Annotated in this window: 10 protein-coding genes; 8 read left to right on the plus strand and 2 right to left on the minus strand. The window is 45.9% G+C overall.

What is annotated here, in order from left to right; all coding sequences use genetic code 11:
- Positions 1-255: 255 nt before the first annotated feature.
- On the minus strand, positions 256-1,704 hold the full coding sequence (locus BQ5453_RS06495; protein WP_071122584.1) for an aminoacyl-histidine dipeptidase: 1,449 nt from the start codon (positions 1,702-1,704) through the stop codon (positions 256-258).
- Positions 1,705-1,906: 202 nt separating this feature from the next.
- Between BQ5453_RS06495 and BQ5453_RS06500 the strand changes: the two genes are divergently transcribed.
- From BQ5453_RS06500 to BQ5453_RS06515, 4 genes are all read left to right on the plus strand, one after another.
- Complete coding sequence (locus BQ5453_RS06500) at positions 1,907-2,119, plus strand: hypothetical protein (RefSeq protein ID WP_022101844.1); 213 nt, start codon at positions 1,907-1,909, stop codon at positions 2,117-2,119.
- Positions 2,109-2,699: an OmpH/Skp family outer membrane protein gene (locus BQ5453_RS06505; protein WP_022101843.1), complete on the plus strand. Its 591-nt coding sequence runs from the start codon at positions 2,109-2,111 to the stop codon at positions 2,697-2,699. Before BQ5453_RS06500 ends, BQ5453_RS06505 begins: the two co-directional genes overlap by 11 nt.
- 887 nt (positions 2,700-3,586) lie before the next feature.
- Positions 3,587-4,222, plus strand: a complete 636-nt coding sequence (locus BQ5453_RS06510; RefSeq protein WP_235860043.1) for a DUF1810 domain-containing protein — start codon at positions 3,587-3,589, stop codon at positions 4,220-4,222.
- A 191-nt stretch (positions 4,223-4,413) separates the two neighbouring features.
- Positions 4,414-5,670 (plus strand): ATP-binding protein, encoded by a 1,257-nt coding sequence (locus BQ5453_RS06515; RefSeq protein WP_071122586.1) that lies wholly within the window; start codon positions 4,414-4,416, stop codon positions 5,668-5,670.
- A 234-nt stretch (positions 5,671-5,904) separates the two neighbouring features.
- Here the strand turns inward: BQ5453_RS06515 and BQ5453_RS06520 are convergent, their stop codons facing one another.
- A complete protein-coding gene (locus BQ5453_RS06520; protein ID WP_143033322.1) occupies positions 5,905-7,617 on the minus strand; it encodes a DUF6377 domain-containing protein in 1,713 nt (570 codons plus the stop codon).
- 433 nt (positions 7,618-8,050) lie between these two features.
- Here BQ5453_RS06520 and BQ5453_RS06525 point away from each other — a divergent pair, with 433 nt between their 5' ends.
- The 4 genes from BQ5453_RS06525 to BQ5453_RS06550 all read left to right on the plus strand — a co-directional run bounded on the left by BQ5453_RS06525 (position 8,051) and on the right by BQ5453_RS06550 (position 18,985).
- Positions 8,051-9,910, plus strand: coding sequence for a glycoside hydrolase family 13 protein (locus BQ5453_RS06525; protein ID WP_071122588.1), 1,860 nt, complete (start codon positions 8,051-8,053; stop codon positions 9,908-9,910).
- A 1,992-nt stretch (positions 9,911-11,902) separates the two neighbouring features.
- Positions 11,903-14,074 carry a glycoside hydrolase family 97 protein gene (locus BQ5453_RS06540; protein ID WP_071122591.1) on the plus strand — a complete coding sequence of 724 codons (2,172 nt, stop codon included), beginning with the start codon at positions 11,903-11,905 and terminating at the stop codon, positions 14,072-14,074.
- Positions 14,075-14,265: 191 nt separating this feature from the next.
- Positions 14,266-17,349, plus strand: a complete 3,084-nt coding sequence (locus BQ5453_RS06545; RefSeq protein WP_071122592.1) for a SusC/RagA family TonB-linked outer membrane protein — start codon at positions 14,266-14,268, stop codon at positions 17,347-17,349.
- Between the two features lie 13 nt (positions 17,350-17,362).
- Positions 17,363-18,985 carry a RagB/SusD family nutrient uptake outer membrane protein gene (locus BQ5453_RS06550; RefSeq protein ID WP_071122593.1) on the plus strand — a complete coding sequence of 541 codons (1,623 nt, stop codon included), beginning with the start codon at positions 17,363-17,365 and terminating at the stop codon, positions 18,983-18,985.
- Positions 18,986-19,060: the final 75 nt, after the last annotated feature.

Consider the following 19,060-nt stretch of genomic DNA (forward strand, 5'->3'; position numbering starts at 1 on the left):
GGTTGACGAGTTAACAAGTAAATCCAATTTCCACTAACGGGTGTTGATTATTCAAATTTATACCTCACATAACCGCATATAAGCTAACAGGCAGGCGGGTTAGCGGGGTGACATAGCAAAACGGGGAATGGCCATAACGCTCTTGGCCATGTGTAGTAATCTTTAGCACACGGAGCCAAGTATATGGCACATCTGCCCGCGCAACCTGTCAGCACCTGCTAACCCGCCGCCATCTGAATCCGTCGAAATGACGGGTTACGCATGCTTCAGTATGTCAAGCAAGTGGTCCCACACCATTTGTACGGTAGGAATGAGCAAGCGCTCGTCGGGCGAGTGCACACCGCGGAGCGTCGGGCCAAAGCTTACCATGTCGAGTTTGGGGTACTTTTCAGAGAACAGACCACACTCCAAGCCGGCGTGAATAGCCAATATTTTGGGTTCCTTGCCAAACAGACGCTCGTAGCTTTCCTTGGCAATGCGTACAATGTCGCTGTTGGGGTTCAATTTCCAGCCAGGATAACCCTCATTGGTCAGCACATCGGCTCCGCCCAGTTCAAAGGCAGCACGTATGATGCTTGCCATGTTCTGACAGGCACTTGCCACACTGCTGCGCTGGCTTGTTGTAACAACCACTTCGTCGCCCTCCTTGCGTATGCTTGCCAGGTTCGACGATGTCTCGACCAGCCAGTCAATGTCCTGGCTCATTGCATAGACGCCGTTGTGCACGGCGTGGAGCGACAACAGCATGCGGCGCATGGCAGCAGGCTCCATGCCCACCTTCTGGCAGGGCTGCTCGGCAATGGCAATGTGCACGTTCTTCTCCGTTGTGGCAAATTCGTCCTTCACGGCAGCCTCAAAGGCTTTCAAGTCGGCTTCGAGTGTTTGCTTTTCAGCTGCCGGAACCGCGCACACTGCGTGTCCCTCACGTGGAATGGCATTGTGCAAACCACCGCTCTGAATGTCAATCAGTCGCAAATCGAACTTCTGCATTTCGTTCACCAAGAAGCGCACAAGCAGTTTGTTGGCATTGGCCCTCTTCTTGTTGATGTCGTCACCCGAGTGGCCGCCGGTCAAACCCTTGATGGTTATTTGGAAAGTGAAATAGTCCGATGGCACCTCCGAGGTCGGGAAGTCGTATGTGGCAGTGGTTCTTACACCACCAGCACAACTCACGAACAGTTGTCCCTCGTCCTCAGAGTCGAGGTTGATAAGATAGTCGCCATGCATAAAATCGCTCTTCATGCCCACAGCACCCGTCAGGCCAGTTTCCTCATCTCGCGTAAATACGCACTCGATAGGTCCGTGCTCAATGTCGTTCGATTTCAGTATGGCCATTTCCATGGCCACGCCAATGCCATCGTCGGCACCAAGCGTTGTGCCTTTGGCTTTGAGCCATTCGCCGTCAACGTAGGTTTGTATGGCATCGTTTTCGAAGTCGAATGTCACGTCCTTATTCTTTTCGCACACCATGTCCATGTGGCTTTGCAAAATGATAGTCTTGCGGTCCTCATATCCAGGTGTAGCAGGCTTGCTAATGCAAACGTTGCCCGTCTCATCTACCTTAGTTTCCAATCCGAGGCCCTCGCCAAACGACTTTAAGAAGGCTATCATCTTATCCTCCTTTTTAGAAGGACGTGGAACTTTGTTCACCTCAGCAAAGCAGTCGAATACGATGCTTGGCTGTAATTGCAATTTTTCGCTCATTTCACTATGTGATTTTACGTAGATATAAATCTGTTGTAGAGGCTGTTGCACTTGGCTACCCTCCTCGTGGACGGGTGCAGACAATAACAAAAAGCTACTTTTGCGCCCAATTTATTTTGCCTTTCAGCGGGCTTGTGCTAACTTTGCCCCGCGCTCATGCGCGCAGTTAGCGCACAGCGCAAAGCAAAAGTAAGAAAAAGATATGAATTATTTCATCATTACATTGCTAATTGTTGCTATTTGCATGGCATTACTATCAGTGCGCCTTTTCTTTGGCAAGGGCTTTGTCAAGACACATGTCGACCAAAGCAAGGCCATGCGGCAACGAGGCATTGGGTGTGTGCAATCGCAAGATGCAGCTGCAAGAATAGAAAACAGAAAAAGAGTAAAAGAAAATGTGCAGAATGGTTATTAAAGCAAATGCCGCAATGCTGCTCGTGGCAGCAGGCTTGTCGTTGGTGGCATGCAACAAAAAAGATTCACAAGTAAAACCTAATGGCCTGCCCAAGGCTGCTGCAACCAATGCTGGTGCAGCATCGTCGGTGGCAGTGGTAGATATTGACACGCTTGCAGCAAAAAGCGAATATTGCAAGGACGGACAAAAGGAACTTGAGAACAAGCAAAAGAAATATCGCGAACAGTTGAACAGCAAGGGACAGGCTCTGCAAAACGCAATAGCCAGTTTCCAGAAGAAGATGCAGAGCGGCGCATTCACCTCGCAGCAGCAGGCCGAAAGCGCACAAGCCCAGTTGCAAAAGCAACAGCAGGCTTTGCAGGCTTTCCAAGAAAAGATAGAAAACGAAATGGCTCAAGCCACGCAGAACTATCAGAAAAAGTTGCGCGAGGACTTGAACACTTTCTTGAAATCATACAATTCAGACGGCAGATTTAAGGTTATCATCAGCAAGAGCGGCGATAATGTATTGTATTCAGACCCCTCGGTAGACATTACCGAAGATGTGATTGCCGGTCTGAACAAGAGTTATAAGAAATAACTATTACCGGGCGACGCGCTCCGCGTCGGGCAAAACGCCATGTCCATACACCAAATAAAGGCTCACAGATAGCGCTATTTACACGCCTGTCTGTGAGCCTTTGCCTTAATTCACCGCGGGACGGGGCTGCTGAAAAATACCATGTCCATACACGGCGCATACTGAAAATCTGTGAGTTGCGTCATTTGATTGGGGACGCATTAAAGAAGTCTGAAAGTGGGTGGGGGAGGCTGTAAAGTGCGACTGAAACGTTTGGTACGGGGGAGAAAAGCAAATCAATGCCAGAGAAAAGGCGATACCTATGCCGCAGTTTATGGCAAGGTGCAGTTTGAAGCAGATGTAAACAACAAGGTATGTAACATTTCGGTGGGTTCGGCATGGTAAGGCTGTAACAGCATAGCTCTATATCTATTCAGAACGCTTGGCGTAAATGGCGTAAATAGGGTAGGTATAGGGTGGTAAAATATTTATTGCTGTCCGCTGTAATAATCAAAGGGTACAAATATTCCGGTCAAAGCCCAATTTATGAGGGCTTCGGGTGGAATATTTGTACCCTTTACCGTTTGGTAAGTCTGGTGGCTACTGTCATTCAATATCTCTCATCGCATCTTGCAATCAGAAAATCAGACTAAGCGTATGGACAGATGCTGAAAATGATTATATAAACTAATTTTGAAGAGTTTGAAGGGTTGCTTAAGGTATATATCGGTTGCTAACGTGTATTTCGTACATTAACAGTGGTGTTTTATACAAGCCGCAGTGTTGGCTTTTTTAATCAAGTAAAACGTTCATATCTTTGCCGCGTCAAAAAACAGCAAGGACAAGAAAAACAGCGAAAAACGTTAAACGCCATCTTTCACGTTGGCATAAAGTAAATATTACAAGCTATGAAAACAATTTCAAAAGAATTAGAGCAAGAACTCCGTGACGACCTCTACAGTTTGCTTAATAATAAGAATGTAATGATGGTTTTACAATCAGAAGAACGTAAGAAGCAAATAGTAGAAGATTGTATTAAAGACCTTAGGATGTTGCCTGACAGCTCTCTCGATCCCGAATACTGGTTGACATACGGGTATATTGGACATATACCATTAGCGGATCTTATCTTTAATTATTTAACCGAAGATGAGTTGCAAACATGGGAATATAACTATGTTAGCAGGTATGTCGTGCCGCACAAGCAAACGTATGCCCAAGCACTTCAGGAGGTAAAGAATGGTAAGAAAAAGACACATTGGATGTGGTGGATATTTCCACAAATGAAAGGTTTGGGTAAGTCAGAACGGTCACGGTTCTATGGTATCCTTAACAGGAAACAAGCAAAATTATTTCTTGAACATCCCATCTTAGGAAAGAATCTCTGCGAAATAACACAGGCTGTTCTTGATAGTGACAAAAGCCCTTATGAAATATTTGGAGCTGATGTCATAAAATTCCGCTCATGTATGTTGTTGTTCGCCTCATTGGAAGGAGCACCTGCTGTATTCAAGCGGGTTCTCAGCCGAAATCGTTGGAAATGATATATTCTCCCCACCTCGTGTTACTAAAAAAGAGGGTGCATTGCTAATCACATAATGATTAGCAATGCACCCAATAAAAGCCTTTTTGTGCATTTTATCTTTTATGGACGATAATCTTACGTCAATTATATCTTTCATAAACGATAAAAAAGTATCTTTGCAATAGTTTTTAGTATTAGCACGAAAAGGATATGACAAAAGATTTAATAAAATTGCTTATCTCTGAATATCAAGCATACGTATCACAAGTAGAACTCATTCCTCGTAATGTGGAACTAGTGGACGGCCTTAATTATGTGTTTGTTGGATTGAGGCATGCCGGCAAATCTTACTTGATGTTCCAACGCATAGCACAATTGATAGAGCAAGGGCATAAGAGAGAGGAAATATTATATTTCAATTTTGAGGATGACCGAATAGATTCTTTAGATGCCAAAGACCTTGACTTGATAAAAACGTGCTATGAAGAGATGTATGATACTCGTCCGATATTTTTCCTGGACGAGATACAATTGGTTGATAGATGGGAAAAGTTTGCCCGTAGGTTAGCAGACCAAAAATATCAAGTATATATTACAGGCAGCAATGCCAAAATGCTGAGTAGTGAGATTGCGACTACGCTTGGCGGCAGATATATGATACATGAAGTGTATCCTTATTCCTTGCGAGAGTATTTGAATGCCAGTGGTATTGATACATATGAAAAAAACGCACTATTTACATTCGGCAAACAGATTGTAAAGTTGGCAAACACTTATTTTCAACATGGTGGTTTGCCTGAAACGGTGGGTATGAAAGAACCTCGTTCATGGATGAGCAATCTGTTTAGTAAAATATTCTTTGGCGACCTAGTTGCAAGATACAGGATACGCAACGATTATGCATTGCGGGTGATGATACGCAAAATGGCTGAGAGTGTAAAGCAACCTCTTTCATATAACAGAATTGCAAGCATCGTCAGTAGCACAGGCAAAAAATTAAGTACAGACGCAGCGATAGACTATGTAGAATATATGACTGAAACTTGGCTCATACTGCCCTACGAGAATCTATATGGAAAGTTGCAGGATAAGGAATCGAATCGCAAATACTATTTCACGGATAACGGCTTACTGCATCTGTTCCTTGTTGACGCCAATACTTCCCTGCTTGAAAATATTGTAGCGATAACTCTCAGACGCAAATATGGTGATGGAAGCTATTTTTGGAATAGCAAAAATGCAGAAGTGGATTTTGTCGTTCCTGAAGAGGAATTGGCTGTGCAGGTGTCCTATTCTATGGCAGATACAGACACGTTCAAACGAGAAACAGATGCCCTGATAAAACTTGTTTCTGTTCAATCAATCAGCAAAATGATAGTTGTTACCATGGAGGAAGAAAGTTCCGTTGAAAAAGATGGATACCATATAGAACTCGTTCCTTTATGGAAATGGTTGCTTAGGTTCTAATACATTAGGAGGATTTTTCTAAGCCAAAAATTGTCTATCCGAATAAATACATGCCATTTGTTTATGATGAAGCAAACTTTCTAACTAACTAAAGTTTCCCACCCTCTTTATTGGGGGTGGGAAACTTTAGTTGCTAATAATCAAAGAATCAGTAAAGGGTAAACGAACTTTCCTTGTTCGTTTACACTATCAACTCTCCACCTGTTTCTCTGTATTCCTTATCCCGAACTCGCGTTATAATGTGGCTACTTGTTGTTCAAATAGTTCGGGAGCGCAGAGCGCCTTGTTGCGTATTTTTGACCGGTAGTTGTAAACGGTGGCAGTGGAGTAGTCAAGGAAGTGTGCAATGCGTGATGTGTCGTGAATGCCCAAGCGAATGAGCGCGTAAATGCGTAGCTCAGTGTTGAGCTGACCATGCTTTTTCACTTGAATGTTGTGGTCTGGTTGAAGCAACGCATTGAAAGCCTCAACAAAGTTGGGGAAGAGTGTGAGAAACGCAGCATCAAAGTCGGCATAGAATTGAGCCTGCTCAGTTTTAGCATTCAGAGCCTTTTGCAGCGATTGTGCAATGTCGTCATAGCGGCGGTTCTTGATAAGACGCAGAGTAGTGCTTCGGAACTCAGAGAGTTGGTCTAAATACATGCGGCAGCGATTCAGGTAGCGCGCTATATACTCCTCTTTCATCTTGTCGGTCATGCGCAGTTGGCTGTAGGTGCGTTGCAACTCCTCGTTGGTGCGTCCCACCTCGTCGAGGGCTTCTTGCAACTTAAGGTTGGCCACTTTCATTTGCTCATTGGCCTCAGCCAGTTGCTGGTTAGACAAAGCTTGCTTGCGACGCATCACTCTCAGCTTTATCATTTGCTTGCGCAAATACACCACCGTGCCACTCAAAGCAACAAGTAAGGCAATGAGCAAGTATATGAGCAACCGGTCGCGATGGCGCTGCGCCTTCTCTTGCTGCTTATATTGCTTGTCAATAATAGGGAAAATGTTGGAAACCTCAATGGCTCGCAGTCCGGCCTTACAAAAGTTGGCGTCCTCCATAGAGCAGAGCAAATAGGTGTAGGCACGTTTCACATCGCCTGTGCGGAACAGCACTTGTGCCAATATGGGCAAAGCTTGATATTCGCAAGTGCCTTTGCGCAAGTCGGCAATGGCGGTGAGGGTGAGGTAATAGGCAGCTTGTGTTGAGTCGTTGGCCAGCAAGCAGGCATGTGCCATGGTAAAGCATATATAGGGCATGGGGTGGCTCTCGCTCATCTTATTCACATAAGGCCGCAACAACGCAATGGCCTTCTGAGGCTGGCCAAGAGCGTTATACTTGTCGGCCTGTATAATGGCTCTGTGTACTCCCTGTGTCGCTTTAATCGAGAGCAGTGAGTCGCGGTAATTCATAGTCTTTTCGGCCCAAAGATGGTGCTGTGTAGGTATTTTGGTGTAGTCGCTCATCCACCCATAGAGCGTACGTTTGGTGCGAAAGTAGTAAAGTTGCAAGTCGGCATGCTCATGGTTGATGAGGGAGTGTGGCACCTTTTCAAGTTCGCTGATAGCTTCAGTATATAAGGCCGAAACCGCATATATTTCAGCTTGAGCAATGTGTAGCGTGGCTTGCATTACAACATCACTCTTGTATTCGGGCAAACGGGTCATGGCATCAATGTACACCTGTGCAGAGTCCGTTTGATAGTGTGCGTACAGGTCAAAAATGTTCTTGTATATGTTATATTTGTTGTATCCCTTTGCCTTGCGTGCCAGTGCTTTGAGTTGACGTATTCGCTCGTAGTGCTTGGCATGGTATTGTGCTTTGTTCTTCACCATGTTGTCAAGCGTGAGCAGCAACTTTTGTGTAGGCTCATTCAGCACCAGAGGCTTGCTTTGCGCTGAGGTGGATATTGATATTGAGGCGAAAAGGCTCACAAGTAGGGTAATCAGCAAGAATTGCTTCATGATAATGCGTCTGTAAAAGTGCATAAATGGGATTGGTTGTCGCTTCAAAGTTAATTTCTTTTTCGAAAACAGGGGTTATGCGGTGTAAGAAAAATAAATAACTATTTATATTTTTATCGTAGCTTGTGTTCGTTAAGTGATTGACTTTCAACGAATAACGCTTTTCTGACGTTTATATTTTAATTATAAGCTCTTGCAAACAGAGCAATGTGATTGTAATTTTGCCCAAGTGATAACACGGCAAACACACAAAAACATTTTTACATACGCTTGGAGGCTGAAGGTGATAAGGGCAATAATGTGAATGGTGCCCTTACATCTTCAAAGTCCGAGGCCTTAATACCATCAAATTGCCAAAGGCTGGCAATATGCCAAAGGCAGAGCCTATTCATGCAACTCCTTAAATGTAACACCATTAACCCCATTATAAAGAATGAGCAAGCTATATACTCTCTTATTTGTATTGTTCACCCTGCTGCCTTTAAGTGCAAAGGGGCGTACACAGTCGTCGGTGCAAGTGCAGCCCGCCTTTTGGTGGAGCGGTATGGTTAATCCCACCCTGCAATTAGTGTTGCACGGACACAATATAGGACATAGCCAGGTAACGCTCAGCACTACTGACGTTAGCATTGACAGCATTGTGCGCCCGGTTAACAGCAACTATTTGTTAGTATATCTCAACATAGGCAGGGCACGTGCTCAGCGCTTCAACTTGCAGTTGCAATCGGGACACACACGTCAGCGCATAGCTTATGAACTCAAGGTACGCGATGCAGCCCCTAAAGCACAAGGCTTTGATGCCGCAGATGTGCTTTACTTGCTCATGCCCGACAGGTTTGCCAATGGAGATGTGCGCAACGATGTGGTGAAAGGATTGCGCGAGAGCACAGCAAGTCAGGCTCCTGATGCACGTCATGGGGGCGACCTGGCAGGTATGACCCGTCATCTTGACTACTTGGATAGCTTGGGCGTGATCACTATATGGCCCACACCACTACTGCTAAACGATATGCCTGCTGGTTCGTATCATGGTTATGCCATTACTAATTACTATGAGGTAGACCCCCGTTTTGGCTCAAATGCCGATTATCGTGATTTTGTGTCACAAGCCCATAAGCGCGGCATGAAGGTGGTGCAGGACATGGTGTTCAACCATTGTGGCAGCATGAACCCTTTGTTTGTTGACAGGCCCGACAGCACTTGGTTTAACAATAATAGCCATTATGTGCAGACCAGCTACAAAATAGCAGCCGTGACCGACCCACATGCCAGCAGCGCAGATGCACAGAATGCGCAAGATGGGTGGTTCGTAGCCTCCATGCCCGACTTTAATCAGCGTAATCCGCACGTGATGCGCTACCTGATACAAAACTCAGTGTGGTGGATAGAGTATGCCGGTATAGACGGCATACGTCAGGACACTTACCCCTATGCCGACCGCCAAGCTATGGCGCGTTGGTGTGAAGAACTGAAAGCACAATATCCACACCTTAACATAGTAGGCGAAACCTGGTTGAACAACAATGTGGGGGTGAGTGCTTGGCAAAAGGACAGTCCGGTGGCCCAAGGCTTGTGTAACAGTCAGTTGCCCACGGTAATGGATTTTCCGCTAATGGGATTGCTTAATTCGGCACTTGATGAGCGCACCAATGAGTGGGATAAAGGTTTGGCACGCATTTATGACTATTTGAGTCAAGACAATGTGTATGCTGACCCTGCTCATTTGCTGACTTTTATGAGCAATCACGACACCGATCGTTTTGCGCGTGTACAAGCTCAGGCCATGCAGTCGTGGCGTTATCGGCAGGCACTCACCTTGTTGCTTACCCTGCGAGGCATTCCTCAGCTATATTATGGCGATGAGCTGGCCATGGCTGCTAACAAAGGTAAGGGCGATGGCGCATTGCGTCAGAACTTTCCAGGTGGTTTTGCGGGCGATAGCATAAATGCCTTTACGGGCAGCCACATGACCCCACTTATGCAGCAAACGCATGACTTTACCCGTCGATTGCTGCAATGGCGCAAGCAGTGCGATGCTGTAAAGTATGGTAGCTTACGTCAGTTTACGGTGGCAGATGGCGTGTATGTTTACTCCCGCGAGTATAAAGGCCACACCGTAACGATAATGCTCAATGGCACAGATGCTCCAGCATGTGTAAGTTTGGCACGTTATGCTGAGGCTTTGCCAGCAAGCACAGCACGCGATGTGGTAAGTGGACGTACCCTCCGTCTTGACCAAGGAACCCTGCAATTAGACGTGCGTGGGGTAGTGGTGCTTGACTTTGCTAAATAGGTCTGCTCGTTGGTGAAAATGGTTGACGGGTTGACAAGTTGACAGGTTAACGGGTAAGTTTGCCAAGTTTTTAAGGGTGGCACTCCCCTCACAGCACTTTTGGGGCAAATTGCTTGCATCTTGCACTTTTGCCTGCACTCGTGCTGATTTTCAATGAGTTACGGAGTGTAGGTAAGATTGCTTTTTGTATGCACTACAGCCTACACACTGCACTTTTTATCTACACTGCCTGCACTGTCTGCACAAACTCACATGCACAGGCGTAACACGTGCCGTGCCAGCAGGGTTTTGCGGCATAGGGAGGGCGTTAAACTTGTCGGAGCAATCGGATATCCGCCCTCCCTATGCCCGACTGACGCTCTGCCGATGCCGTAAATGCACACTGCCGTCTGCTATGAGTGTAGGTGACAGTGTAGGTAAAATCTCACCTTGCCTACACACTGTATTGTAGTGATTATCAGTAAGTTGTGAGGTGAAGTGCAAGATGTAGGCAAAATACGGAAAAAGATTTTCCTTGTAGTAATATTTTGATTTATAGGTTAGGTTTAGGTAATAAGATAGCATTACAATTAGGTGCGCCTGGTTTCTTTCATGTTATGGTTTGGGCGCCCCTGTTTTGTAATGTGTTTAGGATTTAATGTTTTACCATGTAAAATGGTATAGGAAACCCCTCCTTCGTGATGAAGGGGGGGCTTTTTGTGTGGGTAAGCGTGTTGGAGCAGTTGCGCCCTACCAGTATAAGGTGGGGAGTTCAAAATTGGCATCAAAAATGAGATCGTTTTGGGAATTTCTATTCATTGTTATGGTTGTCCGGTAAAACATAAGCATGCGAACGGACTCAAGCACCAAATGCAAGCACTAATGGGGGCGACGCGTCTCGCGTCGGGAAAAGATTCAGCTATTAAGTAGGTGTTCAAAATTATTTTATACAATCAGTAAGTGCCATTTTCACATTGAAAGCACATTCTCGAGGCGCATCTGTTCCCTTCGGCCTCGGTCACATAGCCCGCTATGCTCTCTCACCCGAAGGAACCATCTACGCCCCGATAATGCACTTTCAATGTAAAAATAATTTTGAACACCTACTTATTTAGTATGGTTTGTATCTTTCCTTTTAATTAATCCGACGCGGGACGCGTCGCCCCCATTAGTGCTTGCGTTTTTTTTGCAGCGCGTTTCGGGCAACTTAAAATGCAACAAAAACGGTCGCGCTTTTGATGCCGATTTTGAACACCCTGCCTGAAAGGGCAAAAGCATTAAATGCGCGTTTTGGCGTTTTACCATACATCAACATTCTGAATTCAAGTTTCGGATTTAGCAAGTGCGGGCTGAAAGCCCAATGGAGCCCATAGCCCAGGGCAAGCGAAGCGACACCCTGGGTCATCCGCAAGTAGAGTCTCCGCGCCCTGTAAGGGCAAAAGCTTTAACCCTTTATGTTGTTATTTTTACTTGATAGCAGATTTAGCGGTCTTAAAGAGGGGCATCGTATGTATATTTTGTTCAACATCTGCGCCATGTCCTAAAGCTTTTGCCCTTACAGGGCGCGACTACTCCAACACGCGATACCCAGGGTGCCGCTTCGCTTGCCCTGGGCTAAGTGCTCCATTGGGCTTTCAGCCCGCCCTTGCTAAATCCGAAACTTGAGTTCTGAATCGATTACGGGCCAACTTGTTGTGATAAGAACTGTGTATATTGTTAACGGAAGTCATAAAACGTGCTTTATAACATATAATCATGTATTGTAGATGTGGCAAAACAGCAAGTTATGGGAGCGGCTCCCTTATATTGGGTTTATAAATTATAGGTGTGAGAAACATTGTAAGTTGTTGAATATCAGCGACAATGCTTTTTGAAACGTTTATATTTTAGTTGTATCTCCTTTTATTCACAAATTCTTAATAGTAGTTTTGCAATGCGAAATGAGCAAAAGCTTTCGCAAACAAAATCATACGAAGTAATAACACATAGCAACCACAACATAGGCAAAACATTATGAAGAATTTATGGTTTACCCTATCGCTTGCTTGCATATCAATGACAGCAGCGGCGCAAGACTTACAGTCGCCTAATGGAAATTTCAAAATGAATTTTTCACTCGACGCACAAGGTCGTCCTACATATTACCTAAAATATAAGGGGCGGGATATTATTAAGCCCTCGCACCTTGGGCTGGAACTCAAACAGGAAGACCCCAACAAGGCACAAGACTTTGAATTTAAGACACGTGCCGATGCTTCGAAATTGGCCCAAAAGGCTGATCTCATGACAGGCTTTGTTGAAACTGACCATACCACGGCTACTTTTGATGAAACGTGGCAACCAGTGTGGGGCGAGGAAAGTAGCATTCGCAACCATTATAATGAATTGTGTGTTACGCTGTCGCAGCCAAAGAATGAACGTGAAATGAAGATACGTTTCCGCATGTTTGACGACGGACTTGGCTTCAGGTACGAATTCCCAGCACAGAAGAATCTTACCTACTTTACCATAAAAGAGGAACACACACAGTTTGCTATGGCAGGCGACCACACCGCATGGTGGATACCTGGCGACTATGACACGCAAGAGTATGAAACCGTTACCAGCAAGCTTAGTGAAATTCGTGGACTGATGAAGGGCGCGGTGACGCAGAACTCATCACAAACCCCTATATGGCAGGGTGGGGTGCAAACAGCCCTTATGATGAAGAGTCAGGACGGACTCTACATAAACTTGCATGAAGCTGCTTGTATTGACTATTCAACCATGCACCTTAACTATGATGACAAGACAATGACCTTTGAAAGCTGGCTCACCCCAGATGCACGCGGCGACAAAGGTTACTTGCAAGCCCCGTGCACCTCGCCCTGGCGTACAGTCATAGCAGGTGAACATGGTGCTGACATATTGGCATCGCGCATGACGCTCAACTTGAACGAGCCTTGCAAAATAAAAGATACCTCATGGATAAAGCCTACCAAGTATATTGGCGTTTGGTGGGACATGATTACCAACAAGGGAACTTGGGCTTACACCAATGACTTCTCTACCGTAAAATTGGGCGAAACCGACTATGCACATGCCAAGCCTAACGGTACACACTCTGCTAATACCGAAAATGTGAAGCGCTACATTGACTTTGCTGCAGAAAATGGTTTTGACGCGGTACTTGTTGAGGGTTGGAACATTGGTTGGGAAGATTGGTTCGGACATGAAAAGGACTATGTGTTTGACTTTGTCACGCCTTACCCTGATTTTGATGTCAAGGCAATTCATGAATATGCTGCCTCGAAGGGGGTGAAAATGATTATGCACCACGAAACATCGGGCTCGGCCCGTAACTATGAGCGCCATCTTGACAAGGCTTACCAGTTTATGGTTGACAATGGTTACCCCGCAGTTAAGAGTGGCTATGTGGGCAACATCGTTCCACGCGGTGAACATCACTATGGCCAGTGGATGAATAATCACTACCTGTATTGCGTAATCAAGGCCGCCGACTATAAAATAATGGTTAATGCGCATGAGGCTACTCGCCCTACAGGTATATGCCGCACCTATCCTAACTTGATTGGTAACGAGAGTGCACGTGGCACAGAGTATGAGAGCTTTGGTGGTAACTCGGTGGACCACACCACGATATTGCCTTTTACACGTTTGATTGGTGGCCCGATGGACTACACTCCGGGCATATTCGAAACAGATTGTTCAAAAATGAATCCTTCAAACACCAGTCGTGTGCGTACAACCATTGCTCGCCAATTAGCTTTGTATGTAACCATGTACAGCCCCTTGCAAATGGCAGCCGATGTGCCAGAGCATTATAAGGAGCACATGGACGCATTCCAATTTATCAAAGATGTGCCTGTTGATTGGCAAAAGAGTGTTTACTTGGAGGCTGAACCTGGTGACTATGTAACGATAGCCCGTAAGGATAAGCACTCTGAAAATTGGTTTGTAGGTTGTTCTGCTGACGAGAATGGCCATACTTCACAACTCAAACTCGACTTCCTTACTCCTGGTAAAAAATATTTGGCCACCATTTATGCTGATGCCAAAGATGCTTCGTGGGATAAAAACCCTAAAGCTTATACCATTACCCGCAAGGTGGTGACTAACAAAACGAACTTGAAACTGCATGCTGCAAGTGGTGGCGGTTTTGCTATTAGCATTGTAGCGCAGTAGGAGGCGTTATAAGTTTTAAGTTTTAAGGTTATGAGGTTATAAGGTTAGTTTTAAGTTTTAAGGTTATGAGGTTATAAAGTAACCTTTGAGAGTCCTACACGCAGAGGTGACTTTATAACCTTAAAACTTATAACCTTAGAACTCAAAGCTCAAAGATTCTTTCACGCAATTCACTAATACTTCTTAATATCATGAACAAGAAGATGCTCAACTCCAAGCTTTTGTCGCTGATGCTGGCAGGAGCAAGCCTTCCGCTCGGTGCTTTGGCACAGGGCCTCACGGTGAGCGGACATGTGCAAGACACTACGGGCGAGTCGGTAGCCTATGCTACTGTAACTGTGCCTGGGTCGAAAACGATGACGCTGACCGATGCGAATGGTAATTTCAAACTTAACGTAAAGCCTGGCGCAACCCTTCGTGTGACCTATATTGGTTACAAAACGGCTACCGTAAAAGCTGATGGCACAGTGGTAATTACGCTTGAGGATAACTCAATGCTGAATGAAGCTGTGGTTATTGGTTATGGCACAGCTAAGAAAAATGACCTGACGGGTTCGGTAACAGCTATCAAACCTGATGATAAGAACCATGGCCTGCAAACTTCAGCCCAGGATATGATTCAGGGCAAGGTGGCAGGTGTCAATGTGGTAAGCAGTAGTGGCGCTCCTGGTGGTGCCGCAACGATTCGTATTCGTGGTGGCTCTTCGCTGAACGCTAAGAATGACCCATTGATTGTAATTGATGGTCTTGCCCTGGATAACGATGGCCTTGAAGGTTCACCCAATGCACTCACACTGGTTAATCCTAACGATATTGAATCCTTCACGGTGTTGAAGGACGCATCGGCTACCGCCATCTATGGTTCACGTGCCTCGAATGGCGTTATCATCATCACGACTAAGAAGGGACGCAAAAATACCCGTCCGCATGTGTCGTACAATGGTAATGTGTCAGTAAGCACCAATACCAAGTATCTGGATGTGCTCAATGCACAAGAGTTTATAGACTTGGTGCGTCGTCGCACGGGGCTGACCGATGATGCTGCTTGGCAAGCTTCAGAGTATTATAACTCATTGGGCTATTGGAATGCAGCAGGCCAACACCACTTTGCCGACACCGATTGGCAAAAGGAGATATACCGTACCGCTGTATCAACTGACCATAACATCACTTTGAGCGGTGGCATCAAGAATATGCCCTACCGCGTAAGCTTTGGTTATACCAACCAAAAGGGTACGCTCAAGACGTCAGACTATAGCCGTTACACGGGTAGCTTCAATCTTTCGCCTACCTTCTTGCATGATCACTTGTCGGTTAACCTCAATGGTAAGTTCATGTATTCACGCTCATCATATGCTAACACTGATGCCATAGCCCAGGCATTGAGCATGGATCCTACCAAGCCCATTTATGATGATCGCGCTGAGGCAAAGGAGTATGGTGGCTTCTGGCAATGGCCTGCTACGGCAGACTTTGGTGACAGCGAATGGACACACACCAGCAATAGCCAGGCTATCGGCAACCCTGTAGCAACTTTGTTGCAGCAAGAGAACATTGGCAAGAGCCGCTCATTGCAGGGCAACCTTGAGTTAGACTACAAGGTGCATGGCTTTGAAGACTTGCGCTTGCACGTGAATGGTGGCATGGAAGTGGCCCATGGCCATAGCGATAAAACTTGTTTGCCCACCGACTATGGCCATATGTACTATGGCAGCAAGGGGTGGAATGAGGCCGACAAGTATAACCTCTCGCTCAATATGTATGCACAGTACGCTAAGAACTTTACTGAGGCACATCATTTTGATGCCATGTTAGGTTATGAGTGGCAACACTTCCACCGCGAATCGGACTTTAGCTATCCTGTTTACTACCCGTCAACTCACTTGACACACCCTGGTGAACTGACCAATCCTAACTACTTTGCGGAGAAGAATAGCTTGTTCAAGACCGAATACTATTTGGTTAGCTTCTTTGGCCGTTTCAACTATAGCTTGCTGAATCGTTACCTCATTACCTTTACGCTGCGTGACGATGGTTCATCACGCTTCTCAAAGGATCAGCGTTGGGGCCTCTTCCCTGCAGCCGCCTTTGCTTGGAAGGTAAAGGAGGAGAACTTCTTGAAGGACGTAAAAGCTGTGACCGACTTGAAGCTTCGTTTGGGTTGGGGTGTCACCGGACAGCAAGAGCATGGCTATGGCGACTATGTTTATATGCCTAACTACTCACAGAATGTGGCCGGAGCTTTCTATCCTATAGTAGGTGATGGCACAACTTATCGTCCGGAAGCTTATAATAAGGACTTGACTTGGGAAAAGACGACTACTTACAACGTGGGTCTTGACCTCGGTTTCTGGAATAACCGTGTAATAGCCAACCTCGATTGGTATTATCGCAAAACAACCAATTTGCTGAACACGGGTTTTGTGGCAGTAGGTTCAAACTTTAGCAGTAGCGTGCTCAGCAACATTGGTTCGCTGCATAACACAGGTGTTGAAGCCATGTTGACCGTACGTCCTGTTCAAACCCGCGATTGGGGTTGGGAGGTATCGTACAACATAGGTTGGAACAAGAATGAGATTGACGAACTCGTAGCCTCACAGGGTCCTGACTATTACATACCTAACGCTTATTGCTCGGGTGGTAAAGCCACAGCCGACAACATGATTAAGGCTTGGAAGGCAGGCGAGGCCGCCAGTGCTTTCTATGTGTACCAGCAGGTATATGACGAGAACGGACAACCCCGCTTTGGTGAGTTTGTTGACCGCAATGCTGATGGCGTGATTGACTATAAAGACCGCTACTTCTACAAAAAGTCGGATCCTGACGTAACCATGGGGCTTAGCACCAAACTTACTTATAAGCATTGGGATTTGGGCTTAGGTTTCCGTGCCAGCTTGAACAATTACGTGTACAATAGTGTAGAGGCTGGTGATAACGTGAACACTGGTATGAGTCGCCTTTATGCTGGTAACACTTGGCACAACGCCTTTAAGTATGAATTGGCCAAGGACTGGACCAGCTCAAGTGCCAACGCTTCATGTTCAGACTACTTTATTCAGAATGCTTCATTCTTGAAACTTGACAACATCACCTTGGGATACTCATTCGACCGCATTGGCAAGAGCAGCATCAGTGGCCGCGTTTATGCTACGGCACAAAATGTGTTTACCATTACCAAGTACAAGGGACTTGACCCCGAAATTGATGGTGGCTATGACAGCAACGTTTATCCGCGTCCCTTCACTTGCATTGTGGGCGTAAGCCTTAACTTCTAAAACCGCTACTACAATGAAACTCAATATAAGAAAATATGCCGCGCTGATGGCTTGCGCCTGTGGCCTGACCATCACTTCATGTACGGGCGACCTTGATGTAACGCCTATCAACCCGCAGCAAACACAGGTGGCTAACGATGATGCCTTGTTCAACAAGCTTTATGCCACCTTCTGCCTGACAGGGCAGCAGGGTAATGCCGGAAAGCCTGATATACCCTCAAGTGTGATGAGTGATGAGGGTGGTACGCAGTATTATCGTATGCAATGGTACTTAAATGAGTTTACCAGCGACGAGGCCGCATGGGTTTATGCGGCCAACGATGGTGGTGTGCAGGAGTTGATGTATAACAACTACACTGCCAGCAATGCGTTTGCCTTGGGCCTTTACTATCGCCTTTACTTTAACATTACGCTTTGCAACTCTTACATCAACGACATAGGCAAAGATCCTATGCGATTGGCTGAAGCGCGATTTATCAGGGCTTATAACTATGCCTCTGTGCTCGATATTTTTGGCGCAGGTCCCTTCTGTACTAAGGTATCATCAGACAATGCCGTCTACTACAATCGTCAGCAACTCTTTGACTTTGTAGAGTCGGAACTGCTCGACATTGAGGACAAAATGGCCGACCCCGGGCGCAACACTTACGGCCGTGCCGACAAGGTGGCTGTGTGGTTGTTGCTCTCACGCCTTTATTTGAATGCCGAGGTGTACACGGGGCATGAACGCAACGATGATGCCATGACTTATGCTAATAAGGTGCTGGAGAATGGTTACTACCACTTGAACCTCAATGGTGCTACCAATCCGACAACGGGCGAAAAGTATAGTGCTTACCAAATGCTCTTCTTGGCCGACAATAATAGCAATGGTGCACAGTATGAGGACATTCTGCCCGTGTTGCAAGATGGCATTATTACCAAAACTGATGGCGGTACGCAAATGTTGATTCAAGCCTCATATGACGATAAAAACGACATGGACATTGATGTGCCGTCAGGCACGAACCATAGCTGGGGCAAGTGTTTACAAATTAAGAGTAAACTCGTAGATCAGTTCTTTAATGATGCTGCAGCTCCCGAAACGGGCAGCATAGCCACCATGACAGGAGCTGCCAATGACGATCGTGCATTGTTCTACTCAAAGGGCTACAAACAGCATATAACTAAGGTGGGTGATATAGCTTATGGCTTCACGAGCGTAAAGTTCCGCAATGTGCGTTCAGATGGTGCACGAACATCGGCCATTGACTATGTTGACACAGACCTGCCTTTGATGCGTATGGCGGAGGCTTACCTCACTTATGCAGAGGCCTCGGTTCGTAAGTTTGGCCCGAACTCTGATGCTGATAGCAAACTCAAGGAATTGCGCGATAGAGCACATGCTGCCCCATTGAACAATGCTACACTTGACGATATTTGTGCTGAGTGGGCACGCGAGTTCTGGTTTGAGGGACGCAGACGTATGGATCTTATCCGCTTTAATAAGTTTGCCGGACAGTCTGACTACAAGTGGGAGTTTATGGGAGGCGAGGAAAATGGCACATCGTTCCCGTCATTCCGCAAGGTGTTTGCTATTCCACAAACTGACTTGAGCAATAACCCCAACTTGAAGCAGAATGAAGGATATAATTAAGTTCTGAGTTTAGAGGTTATAACGTAGGTTCTGATAACTGTGAGTGGGAAACTACAATGAACAGATAAACAAGGA

Origin of the sequence: Prevotellamassilia timonensis, assembly GCF_900106785.1 — a bacterium.
GTDB classification, from domain to species: Bacteria; Bacteroidota; Bacteroidia; order Bacteroidales; family Bacteroidaceae; genus Alloprevotella; species Alloprevotella timonensis.